Annotated in this window: 13 protein-coding genes and 1 tRNA gene; 11 read left to right on the forward strand and 3 right to left on the reverse strand. The window is 64.2% G+C overall.

Features of this window, described 5'->3' with window-relative positions; all coding sequences use genetic code 11:
• Window positions 1-92 precede the first annotated feature (92 nt).
• Window positions 93-695, reverse strand: a complete 603-nt coding sequence (locus ABE485_RS15790; RefSeq protein ID WP_346516209.1) for a YhbY family RNA-binding protein — start codon at window positions 693-695, stop codon at window positions 93-95.
• An 18-nt stretch (window positions 696-713) separates the two neighbouring features.
• Here ABE485_RS15790 and ABE485_RS15795 point away from each other — a divergent pair, with 18 nt between their 5' ends.
• The 5 genes from ABE485_RS15795 to ABE485_RS15815 all read left to right on the forward strand — a co-directional run bounded on the left by ABE485_RS15795 (window position 714) and on the right by ABE485_RS15815 (window position 6,683).
• On the forward strand, window positions 714-1,346 hold the full coding sequence (locus tag ABE485_RS15795; RefSeq protein ID WP_175126048.1) for an RlmE family RNA methyltransferase: 633 nt from the start codon (window positions 714-716) through the stop codon (window positions 1,344-1,346).
• Between the two features lie 220 nt (window positions 1,347-1,566).
• Window positions 1,567-3,453, forward strand: a complete 1,887-nt coding sequence (gene ftsH, locus ABE485_RS15800) for an ATP-dependent zinc metalloprotease FtsH (protein WP_346516210.1) — start codon at window positions 1,567-1,569, stop codon at window positions 3,451-3,453.
• Window positions 3,454-3,471: 18 nt separating this feature from the next.
• Window positions 3,472-4,317: a dihydropteroate synthase gene (gene folP, locus ABE485_RS15805; RefSeq protein ID WP_346516211.1), complete on the forward strand. Its 846-nt coding sequence runs from the start codon at window positions 3,472-3,474 to the stop codon at window positions 4,315-4,317.
• On the forward strand, window positions 4,314-5,657 hold the full coding sequence (gene glmM, locus ABE485_RS15810) for a phosphoglucosamine mutase (RefSeq protein WP_346516212.1): 1,344 nt from the start codon (window positions 4,314-4,316) through the stop codon (window positions 5,655-5,657). Before folP ends, glmM begins: the two co-directional genes overlap by 4 nt.
• A 216-nt stretch (window positions 5,658-5,873) precedes the next feature.
• Window positions 5,874-6,683, forward strand: a complete 810-nt coding sequence (locus ABE485_RS15815; RefSeq protein ID WP_346516213.1) for a GNAT family N-acetyltransferase — start codon at window positions 5,874-5,876, stop codon at window positions 6,681-6,683.
• Between the two features lie 168 nt (window positions 6,684-6,851).
• Here ABE485_RS15815 and ppx read toward each other — a convergent pair whose 3' ends face one another.
• A complete protein-coding gene (ppx, locus tag ABE485_RS15820; protein WP_346516214.1) occupies window positions 6,852-8,339 on the reverse strand; it encodes an exopolyphosphatase in 1,488 nt (495 codons plus the stop codon).
• Window positions 8,340-8,557: 218 nt separating this feature from the next.
• On the opposite strand from ppx, the gene ppk1 reads away from it, so the two are divergent.
• From ppk1 to ABE485_RS15850, 6 genes are all read left to right on the forward strand, one after another.
• Complete coding sequence (ppk1, locus tag ABE485_RS15825; protein ID WP_346516215.1) at window positions 8,558-10,630, forward strand: polyphosphate kinase 1; 2,073 nt, start codon at window positions 8,558-8,560, stop codon at window positions 10,628-10,630.
• 433 nt (window positions 10,631-11,063) lie between these two features.
• Complete coding sequence (gene pstS / locus ABE485_RS15830; RefSeq protein ID WP_346516216.1) at window positions 11,064-12,104, forward strand: phosphate ABC transporter substrate-binding protein PstS; 1,041 nt, start codon at window positions 11,064-11,066, stop codon at window positions 12,102-12,104.
• Window positions 12,105-12,206: 102 nt separating this feature from the next.
• A complete protein-coding gene (gene pstC, locus ABE485_RS15835) occupies window positions 12,207-13,223 on the forward strand; it encodes a phosphate ABC transporter permease subunit PstC (RefSeq protein ID WP_346516217.1) in 1,017 nt (338 codons plus the stop codon).
• Between the two features lie 26 nt (window positions 13,224-13,249).
• On the forward strand, window positions 13,250-14,104 hold the full coding sequence (gene pstA, locus ABE485_RS15840; RefSeq protein WP_008158036.1) for a phosphate ABC transporter permease PstA: 855 nt from the start codon (window positions 13,250-13,252) through the stop codon (window positions 14,102-14,104).
• 53 nt (window positions 14,105-14,157) lie between these two features.
• The gene (pstB, locus tag ABE485_RS15845) at window positions 14,158-14,934 is read left to right on the forward strand and encodes a phosphate ABC transporter ATP-binding protein PstB (protein ID WP_346516218.1); all 777 of its coding nucleotides are present in this window, start codon (window positions 14,158-14,160) and stop codon (window positions 14,932-14,934) included.
• Between the two features lie 274 nt (window positions 14,935-15,208).
• Window positions 15,209-15,285, forward strand: a tRNA-Pro gene (locus ABE485_RS15850).
• 76 nt (window positions 15,286-15,361) lie between these two features.
• Here ABE485_RS15850 and ABE485_RS15855 read toward each other — a convergent pair.
• Window positions 15,362-16,327, reverse strand: a complete 966-nt coding sequence (locus ABE485_RS15855) for a Bug family tripartite tricarboxylate transporter substrate binding protein (RefSeq protein WP_346516219.1) — start codon at window positions 16,325-16,327, stop codon at window positions 15,362-15,364.
• Between the last annotated feature and the right edge of the window lie 239 nt (window positions 16,328-16,566).

Consider the following 16,566-nt stretch of genomic DNA (forward strand, 5'->3'; position numbering starts at 1 on the left):
GGCCCTGACGCAGCGTTCGTCTGAATTCCGCGGTACATTGCGGATCGCTATGGTGGACCGGGCGCGTAAAGCGCCCGTTTTTGTGCCTGGCCTTACCTTTTTGCGGTCTTGCGGCTGGTGCCGCTGCGAGCGCCGGCCCGCAGGCTCAGCGCGCTGCCGGCGCGGCGCGGAATGCCGTGTCCGCCCGACGTGGAACGCTTGCTGGTGGGCCGCATGGGTTTGCCGTTCTTGTTGAGTTCGTCCTGGGGGACGTAACGCTTCTTGGCGGGCGCGGGTTCTTCGGATTCGCTGCGGCGCGGGCGCTTGGCAAGGGTCCGGCCTTCGGCGGCCAGCTTCTTGGGCGTGTACGGCTCGGAGGCGCGGCGCTTGGCAGGCGCTTCGGGTTCCTGGGCGGCCAGCGCGGCGGGCTTGATATTGCCGGGCAGCGGGCGGAACAGGATGAGGGTCTTGCCCAGGTGATGCACGGGCGCGCAGGATAGCGTTTCGCAGATCGTGGCCAGCATGGCGTCGCGGGCTTCGCGATCATCGCCGCCGGCGCGCACCTTGATGAGACCATGCGACGTCAGTGCCCGGTCGATTTCCTTGAGCACGGCGTCGGTCAACCCGTTGTCGCCAATCAGGACGACGGGGCGCAGAGGGTGAGCGGCGGACCGCAGGTCGCTGCGCTCACGAGAGGTAAGTTCTAATATAGGCATGCGTGGAATTGTACGGTAATGGCCAAGAATAAATTCTCTAAAGACTGGATTCACCAGCACATCAATGATCCCTATGTGAAGCTGGCGCAACAGAAGGGCTATCGCGCCCGCGCCGCGTTCAAGCTGATCGAGATCCTGGACACCGAAAAACTGATGCGTCGGGGCGACCTGGTCATCGACCTGGGCTCGGCCCCGGGCAGCTGGTCCCAGGTGGCGCGCGAGCGGTTGGCGGGGCCGGGCGGCGTCGTGGACGGCCGCATCATCGCGCTGGACATCCTTCCCATGGAGCCCGTCGCCGGCGTCGAATTCATCCAGGGCGACTTCCGCGAAGACGAAGTTTTGAAACAATTGGAAGACATGGTCGGATCCCGCGCGGTGGACCTTGTTATTTCCGACATGGCCCCCAACTTGTCCGGGGTGGGTATTGCCGATTCCGCGCGCATCCAGCATGTTTGCGAACTGGCGATGGAATTTTCCTGCGCCCATCTGAAGCCCAACGGGGCGCTGATCGTCAAGGCTTTCCACGGCACCGGCTTTTCGCAGATCGTGGAATCCTTCAAAAAGCGCTTCCGCCGGGTGGTCGAACGCAAGCCGAAGGCCTCAAGGGACAAGTCCTCTGAAACCTTTCTGGTGGCGCGCGATCTGAAGTAACCCTTGCGTACCCATCCGGGGCATGTCGCCCTGGCCAAGAAAACCCCGGCTTGCCGAGACAACGACCAGAAAACTCAAGAATCAAATGTAATTAAATGGGCCCCACGGCTGCCAGGACGCAACTCCGTCCGACAGGGTAGAATGGGCTATTGACATACTTGTGACTGTGCCATACGCGGGTGCGCAGTCGCCGGTCGGAATCGAAAGCAGGAGATCGACCTTGAACAATTCATTTTCCAAAGTCGCTGTCTGGATGGTGATAGCCCTTGTGCTGTTCACCGTCTTCAAGCAGTTCGACGGACGTGCCCAGACCCAGGACGGCGTGACCTACACGCAGTTCATGGACGATGCCAAGGCGGGACGTATCCGCAAGGTCGACGTTCAAGGCGACGTGCTGTACGTCACCCCTGACGCGGGCCGGGCCTATACGCTGACGTCTCCCGGCGACCTCTGGATGGTCTCCGATCTTCTGAAGTACGGCGTGCAGGTTTCGGGCAAGCCGCGCGAAGAGCAGTCGCTGCTGATGAGCATCTTCGTGTCGTGGTTCCCGATGCTGCTGCTGATCGGCGTGTGGGTGTTCTTCATGCGCCAGATGCAGGGCGGCGGCAGGGGCGGTGCCTTCAGTTTCGGCAAATCCCGCGCCCGGATGCTCGACGAGAACACCAACCAGATCACCTTCGCCGATGTCGCGGGCTGCGATGAAGCCAAGGAAGACGTCCAGGAACTGGTCGATTTCCTGCGCGACCCCAGCAAGTTCCAGAAGCTGGGCGGCCGTATCCCGCGCGGCGTGCTGATGGTCGGCTCGCCCGGTACCGGCAAGACGCTGCTGGCCAAGGCCATCGCTGGCGAAGCCAAGGTTCCCTTCTTCAGCATTTCCGGTTCGGACTTCGTTGAAATGTTCGTCGGCGTGGGTGCTGCCCGTGTCCGCGACATGTTCGAAAACGCCAAGAAGCATGCTCCCTGCATCATCTTCATCGACGAAATCGATGCGGTGGGTCGCCAGCGCGGCGCCGGCCTGGGCGGCGGCAACGACGAACGCGAGCAGACGCTGAACCAGATGCTGGTGGAAATGGACGGCTTCGAATCCGGCCAGGGCGTGATTGTCATCGCCGCGACCAACCGTCCCGACGTGCTGGATCCGGCGCTGCTGCGTCCGGGCCGCTTCGACCGCCAGGTCGTGGTGCCGCTGCCCGACATCCGCGGCCGCGAGCAGATCCTGAAGGTCCACATGCGCAAGGTGCCGCTGTCGCCCAACGTCGACGCGACCGTCCTGGCGCGCGGCTGCCCCGGCTTTTCGGGCGCCGACCTGGCCAACCTGGTCAACGAAGCCGCGCTGTTCGCCGCCCGCCGCAATGGCCGCACGGTGGATATGTCCGACTTCGAAAAGGCCAAGGACAAGATCATCATGGGCGCCGAGCGCCGCTCCATCGTCATGCCCGAAGAGGAACGCAAGAACACCGCGTACCACGAATCCGGCCACGCGATCGTTGCGCGCCTGCTGCCCAAGACCGACCCGGTCCATAAGGTCACGATCATCCCGCGCGGTCGTGCGCTGGGCGTGACGATGCAGTTGCCCGAAACCGACCGCTACAGCATGGACAAGGGCCGTCTGCTGTCCACGATCGCCGTGCTGTTTGGCGGGCGCATCGCCGAAGAGCTGTTCATGGACCAGATGACGACGGGCGCATCGAATGACTTCGAGCGCGCCACCGCCATCGCCCGCGACATCGTCACGCGCTACGGCATGACCGACGAACTGGGCCCCATGGTGTACGCCGAAAACGAAGGCGAGGTCTTCCTGGGCCGCAGCGTCACCAAGACGACGCACATGTCCGAAGCCACCATGCAGAAGGTGGACACCGAGATCCGCCGCATCATCGACGAGCAGTACGGTGTTGCGCGCAAGATCCTGGAAGACAACCGCGACAAGGTCGAAGTCATGACCGCCGCGCTGCTCGAATGGGAAACCATCGATTCCGACCAGATCAACGACATCATCGAGGGCCGCCCCCCGCGTCCCCCCAAGACGCCGCAAGGCCCGTCGGATACGTCCGACACGCCGCCGACCGGCCTGGCTGCAGGCGGCAATACGGCAGCCGCGGTCTGAGGTCGCCAGTTCTGGTTTATGGCAATTAACTTTCTTTGCGGGCGCTTCGAGTTTGATCTCGAGCGCCCGCTTGTCATGGGCATCGTCAACGTCACGCCGGATTCTTTTTCGGACGGCGGCCAGCACGACGATACCGATTCCGCCGTGGCGCATGCGCGCCAATTGATCGAAGAAGGCGCCCAGATCCTGGACCTGGGCGGCGAGTCCACGCGGCCGGGGGCCGACCCCGTTTCGGTGGCGGACGAGCTGGCCCGGCTGCTGCCAGTGGTGGAGGCGCTGCGGGATTGCGGCGTGCCGCTTTCCATCGACACCTTCAAGCCGGAAGTCATGCGGGCCACGCTGGACGCCGGCGCCGACATGATCAACGACATATATGGCTTCAGGCAGCCGGGCGCGATCGAGGCGGTGTCTCAATCGCGCTGCGGGCTGTGCGTGATGCATATGAAGGGGGAGCCTCGCACCATGCAGGCCGCCCCGCCCGAATACACCGACCTCATCGGTGAAATCGGCCTGTTCCTGGGGGCGCGCGCGCAAAAGCTGCGCGCGGCCTGGATCGATCCTCGCCGTATCGTGCTTGACCCGGGCTTTGGCTTTGGCAAGACTGGCGACCAGAACTTTCAATTGCTGCGCCGGCTGTCCAGCCTGCGCAGCACCGGTTATCCATTGCTGATCGGCCTGTCGCGTAAAACCATGATCGGCCAGGCCACGGGCCGGCCCGTGGGCGACCGGCTGCCCGGCAGCATTGCCGCCGCCCTTGCCTGCGTTGCGCGTGGGGCTTCCATCGTGCGCGTGCACGATGTTGCCGCCACCGTGGATGCGCTTAAGGTATGGCACGCGGCTGAACAAGGAGCAATCAGTTCATGATTCGACGCAAATATTTCGGTACCGACGGCGTTCGCGGTGAAGTGGGCGGCCCGGTGATCAATGCCGAGTTCGCACTGCGCCTGGGTTACGCGGCCGGCCGCGTGCTGGCGCGCGAGCACGCCGTACGCGGTGGCAGCCGTCCGCAGGTGGTGATCGGCAAAGACACCCGGATCTCGGGCTACATGCTTGAATCCGCGCTGGAAGCCGGCCTGTCGGCCGCCGGCATCGACGTCCTGCTCGCCGGTCCGATCCCGACTCCCGCCGTGGCCTACCTGACCCGCGCGTTGCGCCTGGTGGCCGGCATCGTGATCAGCGCGTCGCACAACCCCTACCAGGACAACGGCATCAAGTTCTTCTCGGCGCAGGGCATGAAGCTGCCCGACGAGATCGAGGCGGACATCGAGGCCGCGCTGGACGAACCCCTGGGCTGCGTCAGCTCGGAAGCGCTGGGCAGGGCGCGCCGCATGGGCGACGCCCAGGGCCGTTACATCGAATTCTGCAAGAGCACGTTCCCCAACGATCTGGACCTGAACGGCATGTCGATCGTGGTGGACGCCGCCCATGGCGCCGCCTATAACATCGCCCCGCACGTGTTCCGCGAGCTGGGCGCCGAAGTCCACGCAATCGGCGTGCACCCCGACGGCTTCAACATCAACAAGGGCGTGGGCGCGCTGCATCCCGAGCTCCTGGCCAAGGAAGTCAAGGCGCGCGGCGCGCAGATCGGTATTGCGCTGGACGGCGACGCCGACCGCCTGCAGATGGTGGACGGAGACGGCCGCATCTACAACGGCGACGAGCTCATGTACGCCATCGTCCGCGAGCGCATGCAGCGCGGCAAGGTCGAAGGGGTGGTGGGCACGCTCATGACCAACTTCGGCTTCGAGCGCGAAATGAAGCGCCTGGGCGTGGGCTTCGACCGCGCCAACGTGGGCGACCGCTACGTGCTGGAGCAGATGCAGTCCCGTGGATGGCTCTATGGCGGCGAGAGCTCGGGCCATTTGTTGTGCCTGGACTGCCATTCCACCGGCGACGGCATCGTGGCCGCGCTGCAGGTCCTGACCGCGCTGCGCCGCAATACCGCGTCGCTGGCGTCCTGGGTGAGCGACCTGCGCATGTACCCGCAGAAGATGATCAACGTGCCGCTGACGCCCGGTCAGGACTGGAAAACGCACGCGGGACTGACTGCCGCCCGCCAGGCCGTGGAAGCCGACCTCGACGGAAGGGGCCGGATTCTCATCCGCGCATCGGGCACTGAACCCAAGCTGCGCCTCATGGTGGAAGCCGAAGACGAGGCGCTTGCAACGGTTTCCGCCGAAAAGCTTGCGGCAAGCCTAGGGTAAACCCTGAATTTCGATTTAATATGAGGGCCACGCGTCGATAAACGACGCGTGGCCTTTGTACATGTGCCTATTGCATCTACTAGAAATGTTTTATCGAAATTCACCAAAAGTGAATCGATCTGCCCCGAACTAAACTTCATAGTCACGTAACATATTGGTCAAGTCATTGACATACAGGGCGTCCACACTGGCTGGACTCTCTAGGAGCTTCGCGCAATGCTGGAACTAGCACGCATCAATCCGACCCGTAATGCCGCTGAACCCTGGACGGGCGCCGCACCGAAGGTTCTGGCGGTCGGCCTGGCGCGCACGGCTGAGGAAATCGAGCAGATTCAACGCCTGCGCTATGACGTGTTCACCGAGGACATGGGCGCGGTATTTCCCGATGCCCAGGATGGGATCGAGCAGGATCGCTTCGACCCCTATTGCGAACACCTGATGGTTCGCGAAATCGATACCGACCGGGTGGTGGGAACCTACCGCATCCTTACGCCGGAAAAGGCGCGCGAGGCGGGCGGCTACTACTCGCAATCCGAATTCGACCTGTCGGGCCTGGGCGCCATCCGCGACGAAGTCGTTGAAGTCGGCCGCTCGTGCACGCATGCCGACTACCGCGGCGGCGCAGTCATCATGCTGCTGTGGTCGGGCCTGGCCGAATACCTGCGCCGCGGCGGCTACGAATATGTCCTGGGCTGCGCCAGCGTCAGCCTGCGCGACGACGGCGTCACGGCGGCGGAAGTGTGGCGCACCGTGTCCAAGCAGATGCCCCAGGGCGACGAGCCCCGTGTCGTGCCGCTGCACCGCTACCCGGTGGAAAAGCTCAACAGCACCCTGCCGGCGCGCGTGCCGCCGCTGATCAAGGGCTATTTGAAGCTGGGCGCCAAGGTCTGTGGCGAACCCGCATGGGATCCGGATTTCAATGCCGCCGACTTCCCCGTGCTGCTGAAGATGGAGCGCATGGACGAGCGCTACCGCCGCCATTTCGGCCTGGACCAGCCGGCCGCCGTGGCCAACTGCCAGCGCTGAACGCCATGCGCCGCCTGCTTCGCCGGATGACCATCAGATTGATACGGCGGGCGACCCGGCCGCTGCGCATGGAGCTGCGGCAACTGGAGCGCGAAACCGATCTTTCGCCGTTCTAGGATCCCGGACTGAAAGGCAAGGAGGGCGGCCGTGCCGCCTTCCTTGCCTTTCTCAGAACTCCAGCAGTTCGAACGAAAACCCCACCTTGTTCCATTCGGCTTCTTCCGCGCGCAGCGTGAAGTCGCTCAAGGGGTGCTGCGCGAGCCATTTGCGGTCGACCCGCACCACGATGGAGTTGTCGCGCACCGATGCCGTCAGCGGCAGCGGTTCGATCTCGCCGCGGCGGCGGAACAGCAGCGCCGCCAGCCGCAGGCTGAGGATGGCCTTCCATTGCGGGCGAGTGCGCACCAGGGGCTCGAGCTTGCTGAGCTTGCCTTGGTGGCCCAGCGCCAGCAGCGCGAGCAATTGCTGGTCGGCGCGCGAGAAACCAGGCATGTCCGCGTTCTCGAGCACGTAGGCGGTGTGCTTGTGATACGCGTTGTGCGCGATGGACAGGCCGACCTCGTGCAGGTCGGCTGCCCAGCCCAGGGCGGGGCGCAGTTCGGCGCGCTCCTGGCCTTCCGGGAACATGGCGTCGAAGAGGCTCAGCGCGGCGTGGCGCACGCGGCGCGCCTGATTGGCGTCCACGTGGTAGCGCTTCATGAACTGGCGCACCGATTCATCGCGCTTGTCGTGCTCGTCGTCGCGGCCCAGCAGGTCATACAGCACGCCCAGGCGCAGGGCGCCGTCGCCCGTGTGCATGACATCGATGCCCAGTTCATCGAAGAGCGCGCTCATGATCGCCAGGCCGCCGGGCAGCACGTCGGCGCGTTCGATCTTGATGCCGGGCAGTTCGGACGGGATGACCCGGCCCGAGCGCACGATGCGGTCCTTCAGCTTGGTCAGCCCGACGCGCGTGATGCCGCGGTCCGAATACCCGCCTTCGGTCAGGATGGCGAACAGCGCCTTGGCGGTGCCCGAGGAGCCATAGGCTTCTTTCCAGCCCATCTTGCGGTACTGCTTGGCGATGACTTCGATTTCGCGGCGGGCGGCCAGTTCGGCCTGCTTCATCTGGTGGGCGTCCACGACGCCGTCCGAGAAGAACTGGCGGCTGTAGCTGACGCATCCCATGTAAAGCGATGACATCAGGCCGGGCTCGTGGCTCTTGCCAATGATGACTTCGGTGGACCCGCCGCCGATGTCGATGACCAGGCGCTTGTTGGGGGAGGGGGGCAAGGTGTGGACCACGCCCGAGAAGATCAGCCGGGCTTCTTCGCGGCCGGCGATGACCTCGATGGGAAAGCCCAGGGCCGCTTCGGCCCGGGGCAGGAAATCGCGGGTATTGCGGGCGACGCGGAACGTATTGGTGGCAACCGCCCGGACCCGGTTGGGGTGGAAACTGCGCAGGCGCTCGCCGAATCGTTCCAGTACGGCAATGGCACGGTCGATGGCGTCGTCGCCAAGCCGTTTCTCTGCGTCCAGGCCGGCGGCGAGCCGGACGGTTTCCTTGAGGCGGTCGATCTGGTAGATCTGGGGCGTACCGTCCTGTTGAACGATGCGTCCGATGGAGAGGCGAAAGCTGTTGGACCCGAGGTCCACCGCGGCCAGAAGTTGATCCATGCGGCTCGTAATATTGGCTGTGAGGTGGATCGATTATAGAGACCCCATGTGACAGCGCCCCCAGCTTCGGGTTTTTGCTTATGGAACAGGAGCTTGGACGCATCGGGGCGATGCTCCATATGTCCCGTATTTGACGTACCCTAGTGATTCGGCGCTGTCATAGAACCGTCACTATTTTGCAGTAAAACATCACGCTCTCCTTTCGCATGGAATCCGGTATGCCCACACGCCCGCCTGGCGAGCCTCTGCTCATGAATCGCGAGTTGTCGCTGCTCAAATTCAACGAACGCGTGCTGGCGATGGCGGAGAGCCCCCAGACGCCGCTGCTGGAAAGGCTGCGCTACGTGTGCATCGTCAGCTCGAACCTGGACGAATTCTTCGAGATTCGGATCTCCAGCCTGAAAGAGCAGCAGCGCCAGTCGCCCAATCTGGTCGGGTCTGACGGCATGACGCCGGACCAGGCGTTCGATTGCGTCCAGCAGGCGGTGCACGAACTGGTGGGCCGCCAGTACAACCTGCTCAATGACGCGATTCTGCCGGCCATGCACGCCGAAGGCATCTCGCTGCACCACGCGTCTGAATGGAATCCGCAGCAGCAGGAGTGGGCGCGTGACGTATTCCATCGCGATGTGATGCCGCTGCTGACCCCGATCGGGCTGGATCCCGCACACCCGTTTCCCCGGGTGTACAACAAAAGCCTGAATTTCATCGTGTCGCTGTCCGGGGCCGACGCCTTCGGCCGCCAGGCATCGATCGCCATCGTCCAGGCGCCGCGCGCGTTGCCGCGCCTGATCAAGATGCCGCAGGAACTCTCCGGGCAGCCGGACGGCTACATCCTGCTCACGTCCCTGCTGCGCGCCTTCGTGGGCGAATTGTTTCCGGGCCTGGAAATGCTGGGCTGCTACCAGTGGCGGGTCACGCGCAACAGCGACCTGTTCGTGGACGAGGAAGAAGTCACCAATCTGCGCCACGCGCTGCAGGGCGAACTCTCCCAGCGCAATTTCGGCGCCGCCGTCCGCCTCGAGATCGACAAGCTGACCCCGCCGGAACTGGAAACCTTCCTGCAGCGGGAGTTCTCCCTCAAGCCGGACGATACCTATCGCGTGCCAGGGCCGGTGAACCTGTCGCGCCTGATGCAGCTCTGCAACTCGGCTCGGCCGGACCTGCTGTTTCCGGACTACCGGGCGCCGGTGCCGGCGCCGTTCGACCGCGTGGGCGACAAGCCGGCCGAGCTCTTCGAGGCCGTGGCCGAACGCGACCGCCTGCTGCATCACCCCTACCAGTCGTTCCAGCCCGTGATCGACTTTCTGACCGCGGCCGCCCTGGATCCCGACGTGATGGCCATCAAGCAGACCATCTACCGCACCGGCGAGGACTCCGAGCTGATGAAGATCCTGCTGGCGGCGGCGCGTGCCGGCAAGGAAGTGACGGTGGTGGTGGAGCTGATGGCGCGCTTTGACGAGCAGACCAACATCAACTGGGCCTCCAAGCTCGAAGAGGTGGGCGCGCACGTCGTCTATGGCGTGGTGGCGCACAAGACGCACGCCAAGATGGCCGTGGTGCTGCGCCGGGAAAAGGGGCGCCTGCGCCGCTACGCCCATCTGGGCACCGGCAACTACCACCCGCGCACGGCGCGCCTGTACACCGATTTCGGGCTGCTGACCGCCGATCCGAAGCTGTGCGAGGACATGGACAAAGTGTTCGCGCAACTGACCGGCCTGGGCGCCCGCCGCTCCCTCAAGTCGCTGATGCAGTCGCCCTTCACGATGCACGAAGGCATGGTGTCGCTGATCCGCGCGGAAGCGCGGGCGGCCAAGGCGGGCAAGCGTTCGCGCATCATGGCCAAGATGAACTCGCTGCTGGAAGAGCAGATCATCGAAGAGCTCTACAAAGCCAGCCAGGCCGGCGTGAAGATCGACCTGATCGTGCGCGGCGTCTGCACGCTGCGCGCCGGCGTTCCCGGATTGTCCGAAAACATCCGCGTGCGCTCCATCGTGGGCCGCTTCCTCGAGCACTCCCGCGTCTTCTACTTCTATGCGGAAGGCGAGGAGACCGTGTATCTGTCGTCCGCCGACTGGATGGACCGCAATTTCTTCCGCCGCGTCGAGATCGCCTTCCCCATCTACGACAAAACGCTCAAAAAGCGCGTCATCGACGAAGCCTTCACCTACGCCCTGCGCGACAACCAGCTAGCCTGGCAACAGCAGCCGGATGGCGGCTACGCCCGGGTAAAAAGCCGCCGCGAGCCCTTCAACCTGCACCAGGTCTTGATGCAGAAACTAGGGGTCTGACCCCAAACGGACCGGGCACGAATCCGTGCCCGCTGCCACTCCCGCGGGCGGTGGAAGGTCTCGAGCGACGCCGCCCCAATCCGCACCGCGCATCGGTCCCCGTCCGACCCTCAGCAGGCGGAAATGCACGATCGAGGCAAGTCGCCCCAATCCGCACCGCGAGCAACGGTTCCGGTCCGATCCCCCGCAGGCAGAAATGCGAAATCGAGGCACATCGCCCCAAGCGCAGCCGCGCGGATCCGGCTCCGCCGGTCCGCCACCGGCGCCCCCTGGGGGGAAGCGCGCAGCGCTTCGGGGGGGGAATGCTCCCGGGGGGGGAATATGACTGTCACTATCCTGTCACGTTGGGCTTCTAAGATGCGAGGGTCGCTGAAAGACAGGCAGTAACCAAAGCCTGCCAAGACTCCTCCTAACGAGCACAGAAGGAACCCAGATGTTCAAACGTGTCTTCAAGCAAGTTTCCCTGGGCGTCGCGCTGAGCGCCGCCGTGTTTGCCGTCCAGGCCGCCGATGTCACCGGCGCGGGCGCTTCGTTCCCGTACCCTATCTACGCCAAGTGGGCGTCCGACTACAAGGCCGCGACCAACAGCGCGGTGAACTACCAGTCCATCGGTTCGGGCGGCGGCCAGCAGCAGATCATCGCCAAGACGGTCGACTTCGGCGCCTCGGATGACCCGATGAAGGCAGCCGACCTGGAAAAGCACGGCCTCCTGCAGTTCCCCGCCGTGATCGGCGGCACCGTGGCCGTGGTGAACATCGACGGCGTCGAGCCGGGCAAGCTGAAGCTGTCGGGCAAGGTCCTGGCCGACATCTTCCTGGGCAAGATCAAGAAGTGGGACGACGCCGCCATCAAGGCGCTGAACCCCGACGTCAAGCTGCCGGCGGCCGACATCATCGTCGTGCACCGTTCGGACGGCTCGGGCACCACCTTCGGCTGGACGAACTACCTGTCCAAGGTGTCGCCGGACTGGAAGTCGCAAGTCGGTGAAGGCAAGGCCGTCAAGTGGCCCACCGGCCAGGGCGGCAAGGGCAACGAAGGCGTCGCCGCCTACGTCGGCCAGCTGAAGAACTCGATCGGCTACGTCGAATACGCCTACGCCAAGCAGAACAAGCTGGCCTGGACGCAGTTGCAGAACAAGGACGGCAAGTTCGTTCAGCCCGAGCAGAAGGCATTCGCCGCCGCGGCCGCCAATGCCGACTGGAAGAGCGCGCCGGGCATGGGCGTGGTCCTGACCGACGAGCCGGGCGCCGATTCGTGGCCCGTCACCGCCGCCACCTTCATCCTGGTCCACAAGTCGCAAGACAAGCCGGCTCAGGGCAAGGCGGTTCTGGACTTCTTCGACTGGACGTTCAAGAACGGCGCCAAGTCGGCTGAAGCCATGGACTACGTGCCGCTGCCGGAAGCCGTGACCAAGGAAATCCGTGCCGCTTGGGGCGAAGTGAAGTCCGCCGACGGCAAGGCCGTCTGGAAGTAAGGCTGGACCGTGCGGCCCCCGACGCCCAGTGGCGGGGGGGGCCGCCGCCCGCAAAAATGACCTACCTGGTGTCTCCCCAGGTTTCCTAAGGAAAGTCCATCCATGAGCGCGGTAATGGATAATAGTGTGCCGCTTCCGCCCAGCGTGGCGGATTCCGTGACTACCGGCACGCCTTCGCCTATGAAGCAAAACAAAAACGCGCTGATGGATGCGCTGTTCAAGAATCTGACCCGCACGTTCGCCTTTCTGGTGTTCATACTGCTTGCGGCAATCCTTGTCTCCCTCATCTACGGCAGCCGCGAATCGCTGGCCAAGTATGGCCTGACGTTCCTGTGGCTCAACGACTGGGATCCCGTCAACTCCAATTACGGGGCCGTGGTGCCGATCATCGGCACGCTGCTGACGTCGGCGATCGCGCTGATCATCGCCGTCCCGGTGTCTTTCGGGATCGCCATCTTCCTGACCGAGCTCTCGCCGACCTGGCTGCGCCGCCCGCTGGGCACCGCCGTCGAAATGCTGGCGGCCATTCCGTCTATCATTTACGGCATGTGGGGCCTGTTCGTCTTCGTGCCCGTGTTCCAGCAGTACGTGCAGCCCTTCCTTATCGCGACGCTGGGCAACCTGCCCATCATCGGGGGACTGTTCGCGGGGCCGCCTTTCGGCATCGGCATCTTCACCGCCGGCCTGATCCTGTCCATCATGATCATCCCGTTCATCGCGGCCGTGATGCGCGACGTGTTCGAACTGGTGCCCGCGATGCTGAAGGAATCGGCTTACGGGCTGGGCAGCACGACCTGGGAAGTGATGTGGCGCGTGGTGCTGCCCTTCACCAAGTCGGGCGTCATCGGCGGGGTCATGCTCGGCCTGGGCCGTGCCCTGGGCGAGACCATGGCCGTGACCTTCGTGATCGGCAACGCGTTCAAGTGGTCCGGCTCGCTGTTTTCGCCGGGCAACTCGATCGCCTCGGCGCTCGCCAACGAATTCAACGAGGCGGGCGGCATCCAGAAGGCCGCGCTGCTGGAATTGGGACTGATCCTGTTCCTCATCACGACGATTGTGCTGGCCCTGGCCAAGGCGCTGCTGGTTCGCCTGTCCGCGGGTGAAGGCAAGAAAACCTGACGCGCCCGGAGCACAAGGAAAAAACCATGGCTGAATCCGTACTCAACATGCAGAACGGCATCTATCGCCGGCGCCGCGCGGTCAACCGCGTCATGCTCGCGATCTCGATGGGAACGCTGGCGTTCGGACTGTTCTGGCTGTTCTGGATCATCCTGACGCTGCTGATGAAGGGGGCGCCGGCGCTGTCGTACACCCTCTTCACCGAAATCACGCCGCCACCCGGCCAGGGCGGGGGGCTGATCAACGCCATTGTCGGCAGCGTGATGATGGCCGGGGTGGGCACCCTGATCGGCACGCCGGTCGGCATCCTGGCCGGCACCTACCTGGCCGAATACGGCCACCGGGGCTGGCTGGCGCCGGCCACGCGCTTCCTGAACGACGTGCTGCTGTCCGCGCCGTCCATCATCATCGGCCTCTTCATCTACGCGGTGTACGTGGCGCAGGTCGGGCATTACTCCGGCTGGGCCGGCGCGGTCGCGTTGTCCATCCTGGTGATCCCCGTGGTGGTGCGCACCACCGACAACATGCTGATGCTGGTGCCCAACAGCCTGCGCGAAGCCGCGGCGGCCCTGGGCTGCCCCAAGTGGCGCATGATCACCCTGGTGTGCTATCGCGCCGCCAAGTCCGGCATCATCACCGGCGTGCTGCTGGCGATCGCCCGGATTTCCGGGGAAACCGCGCCGCTGCTGTTCACCGCGCTGTCCAACCAGTTCATGTCCTGGAACATGAATGCGCCGATGGCCAACCTGCCGGTCGTCATCTACCAATACGCCGCCAGCCCCTTCAAGGACTGGAACAACCTGGCGTGGGCCGGCGCCACCCTGATTACGTTGCTGGTGCTGGGCATCAACATCATTGCCCGCAACATGTTCCGCAAGTAAAGAAAAGATCGCTTTGCCGGCGCGCTGGTCGCGCCGGAGCCAAGGGAAACCCAATGGAAAATACCGCTACCGCCGTCAAGAACAAGATCGAGGTCAAGAACCTGAACTTCTACTACGGCAAGTTCCACGCGATCCGCAACGTGAACATGTCGATCCAGGAGAAGAAGGTCACCGCCTTCATCGGCCCGTCGGGCTGCGGCAAGTCGACGCTGCTGCGCACGTTCAACCGCATGTTCGAGCTGTATCCCGGCCAGCGCGCCGAGGGCGAAATCGTCCTGGACGGCGAGAACCTGCTGACGGCCAAGACCGACATCTCGCTGATCCGCGCCAAGATCGGCATGGTCTTCCAGAAGCCCACGCCGTTTCCCATGAGCATCTACGACAACATCGCTTTCGGCGTGCGCCTGTTCGAACGCCTGTCCAAGGGCGAAATGGACGAGCGCGTGGAGTGGGCCTTGAGCAAGGCGGCGCTGTGGAACGAAGTGAAGGATAAGCTGCACCAAAGCGGCAACAGCCTGTCGGGCGGTCAGCAGCAGCGCCTGTGCATCGCCCGCGGCGTCGCCATCAAGCCGGAAGTGCTGCTGCTGGACGAACCGTGCTCGGCGCTGGACCCGATTTCCACGGCCAAGATCGAAGAACTGATCGCCGAACTGAAGAACGACTACACCGTCGTCATCGTGACGCACAACATGCAGCAGGCCGCGCGCTGCTCGGACTTCACGGCCTACATGTATCTGGGCGAACTGATGGAATTCGGCCAGACCGACCAGATCTTCGTGAAGCCCTCGCGCAAGGAAACCGAAGACTACATCACGGGCCGCTTCGGCTGAGCGCAGCCCGGCTGACCGCAGCCCGACTGACCGCAGCCCGGCTGATCGCAGCCCGGCTGATCGCAGCCGCCCGCTTGTGGTTTTCGAAGCGGCGCGCCGGGTGGCGCGCCGTTTTTTCATGTCTGAAGGCGGCCTGCGCTGCGCCAAAATCCGATTTGATTCAGGCGAGAATTAAATAGGTGCCAGTCAGCGATTTTTCGGACGGAATCCGTTACGGTTCCCCGGGCAGTGGGGCGGCCGCGGCCGACCGGTTTCTGGTATAGTTCCCACCCTTCGGGGCGTAGCGCAGCCTGGTAGCGCATCTGCTTTGGGAGCAGAGGGTCGTGAGTTCGAATCCCACCGCCCCGACCAACAAATCAAAGGCCGTTAGTGGCAGTGTCCACTAACGGCCTTTGTCGTTTTCGCCGCTGGGAACGCCCCAGCGCCGCTAGTCGATGCGGGCCCCGGACCTGAGCACGATCGGGCGCCACGACGCATATTCCGCCGCAACGAAGCTTCCAAACGCCGCCGCATCCATGCGCATGGGTTCCGCCCCTTGGGCCAACAGCCGCTTCTGCACGTCGGCGCTGGCGATGGACTCGTTCACGGCCTGATTCAGCGTGGCGACGACTGCTGGCGGCGTGTCGACAGGGGCGAACAGGCCGAACCAGGCGCCGGTGACCACATCCGGGACGCCCGCCTGGGCCATGGTTGGCGTATCGGGAAGCGCTTCCGAGCGTTTTGCGGACGCCACCGCCAGGGGACGCAACTGACCCGCGCGGATATGCCCGATGACCGACGGAATCGTGGCGAACATGAAGTCGATGCGGCCCGCGATCAGGTCGTTCAGGGCGTCCGCGCCCTTGTACGGAACGTGGACGACGTCCACTCCGGCCTTCTCGGCGAACAGCACGCCTGACAGATGCGCCGCCGTGCCGATGCCGGTCGACCCGTAGTTCAACTTGTCGGGACGCTTCTTGGCATAGGCCACCAGCTCAGCCACATTCTTTGCGGGGAGGTCCGGATGGACGACAAGCACGTTCGGCACGTCCGCGATAGGCGCAACCGCAAGCAGCGCCGTTTGGGGATTGACCTTCAGGTTGGCGTACAGCGTGGGGTTGATCGCGACCGGGCCCACGGATGTCGCCAACAGCGTGTAGCCGTCAGGCGCGCTCTTGGACAGGAACTCCGTGCCGATGTTGCCGCCGGCCCCGGGCCGATTCTCGACCACGACGGTCTGTTTAAGACGTGTGGACAGCTGGTGCGCCACTTCACGGGCCAGGATGTCCGTCGTGCCTCCGGCCGAAAAAGATACGACCAGGCGTATGGGCTTGCTGGGGTAATCCTGCGCAGCGGCCGCGCCGGCGGCGCACAGCAGAAAGCCGGCGGCCGCGCGCCTCAAGAACTGATTCATTTTTGTCTCCGAAGTCTTTTGTTAGGGGGGCGGCGCCGTCCATGCGAGCGCCGGCATCCCCATGCTAGAGACGTCGAATGCCCGCGAATTGAATTTTTGGAAAGGCACCTTTCACGGGCTTCCCGCGGCCAGCAAGAAAGGCTGCGACTCGAACGGCAGACCTGACGCAGGCGCCACGCTTACGCCTTTCGTAAGTTTTCTACATACGTGCGGTCGACCGACGCCTACAGTACGGCTCC

The sequence above is a fragment of the Achromobacter spanius genome, from assembly GCF_039673305.1.
In the GTDB taxonomy this organism is placed as follows: Bacteria; Pseudomonadota; Gammaproteobacteria; order Burkholderiales; family Burkholderiaceae_B; genus Achromobacter; species Achromobacter spanius_F.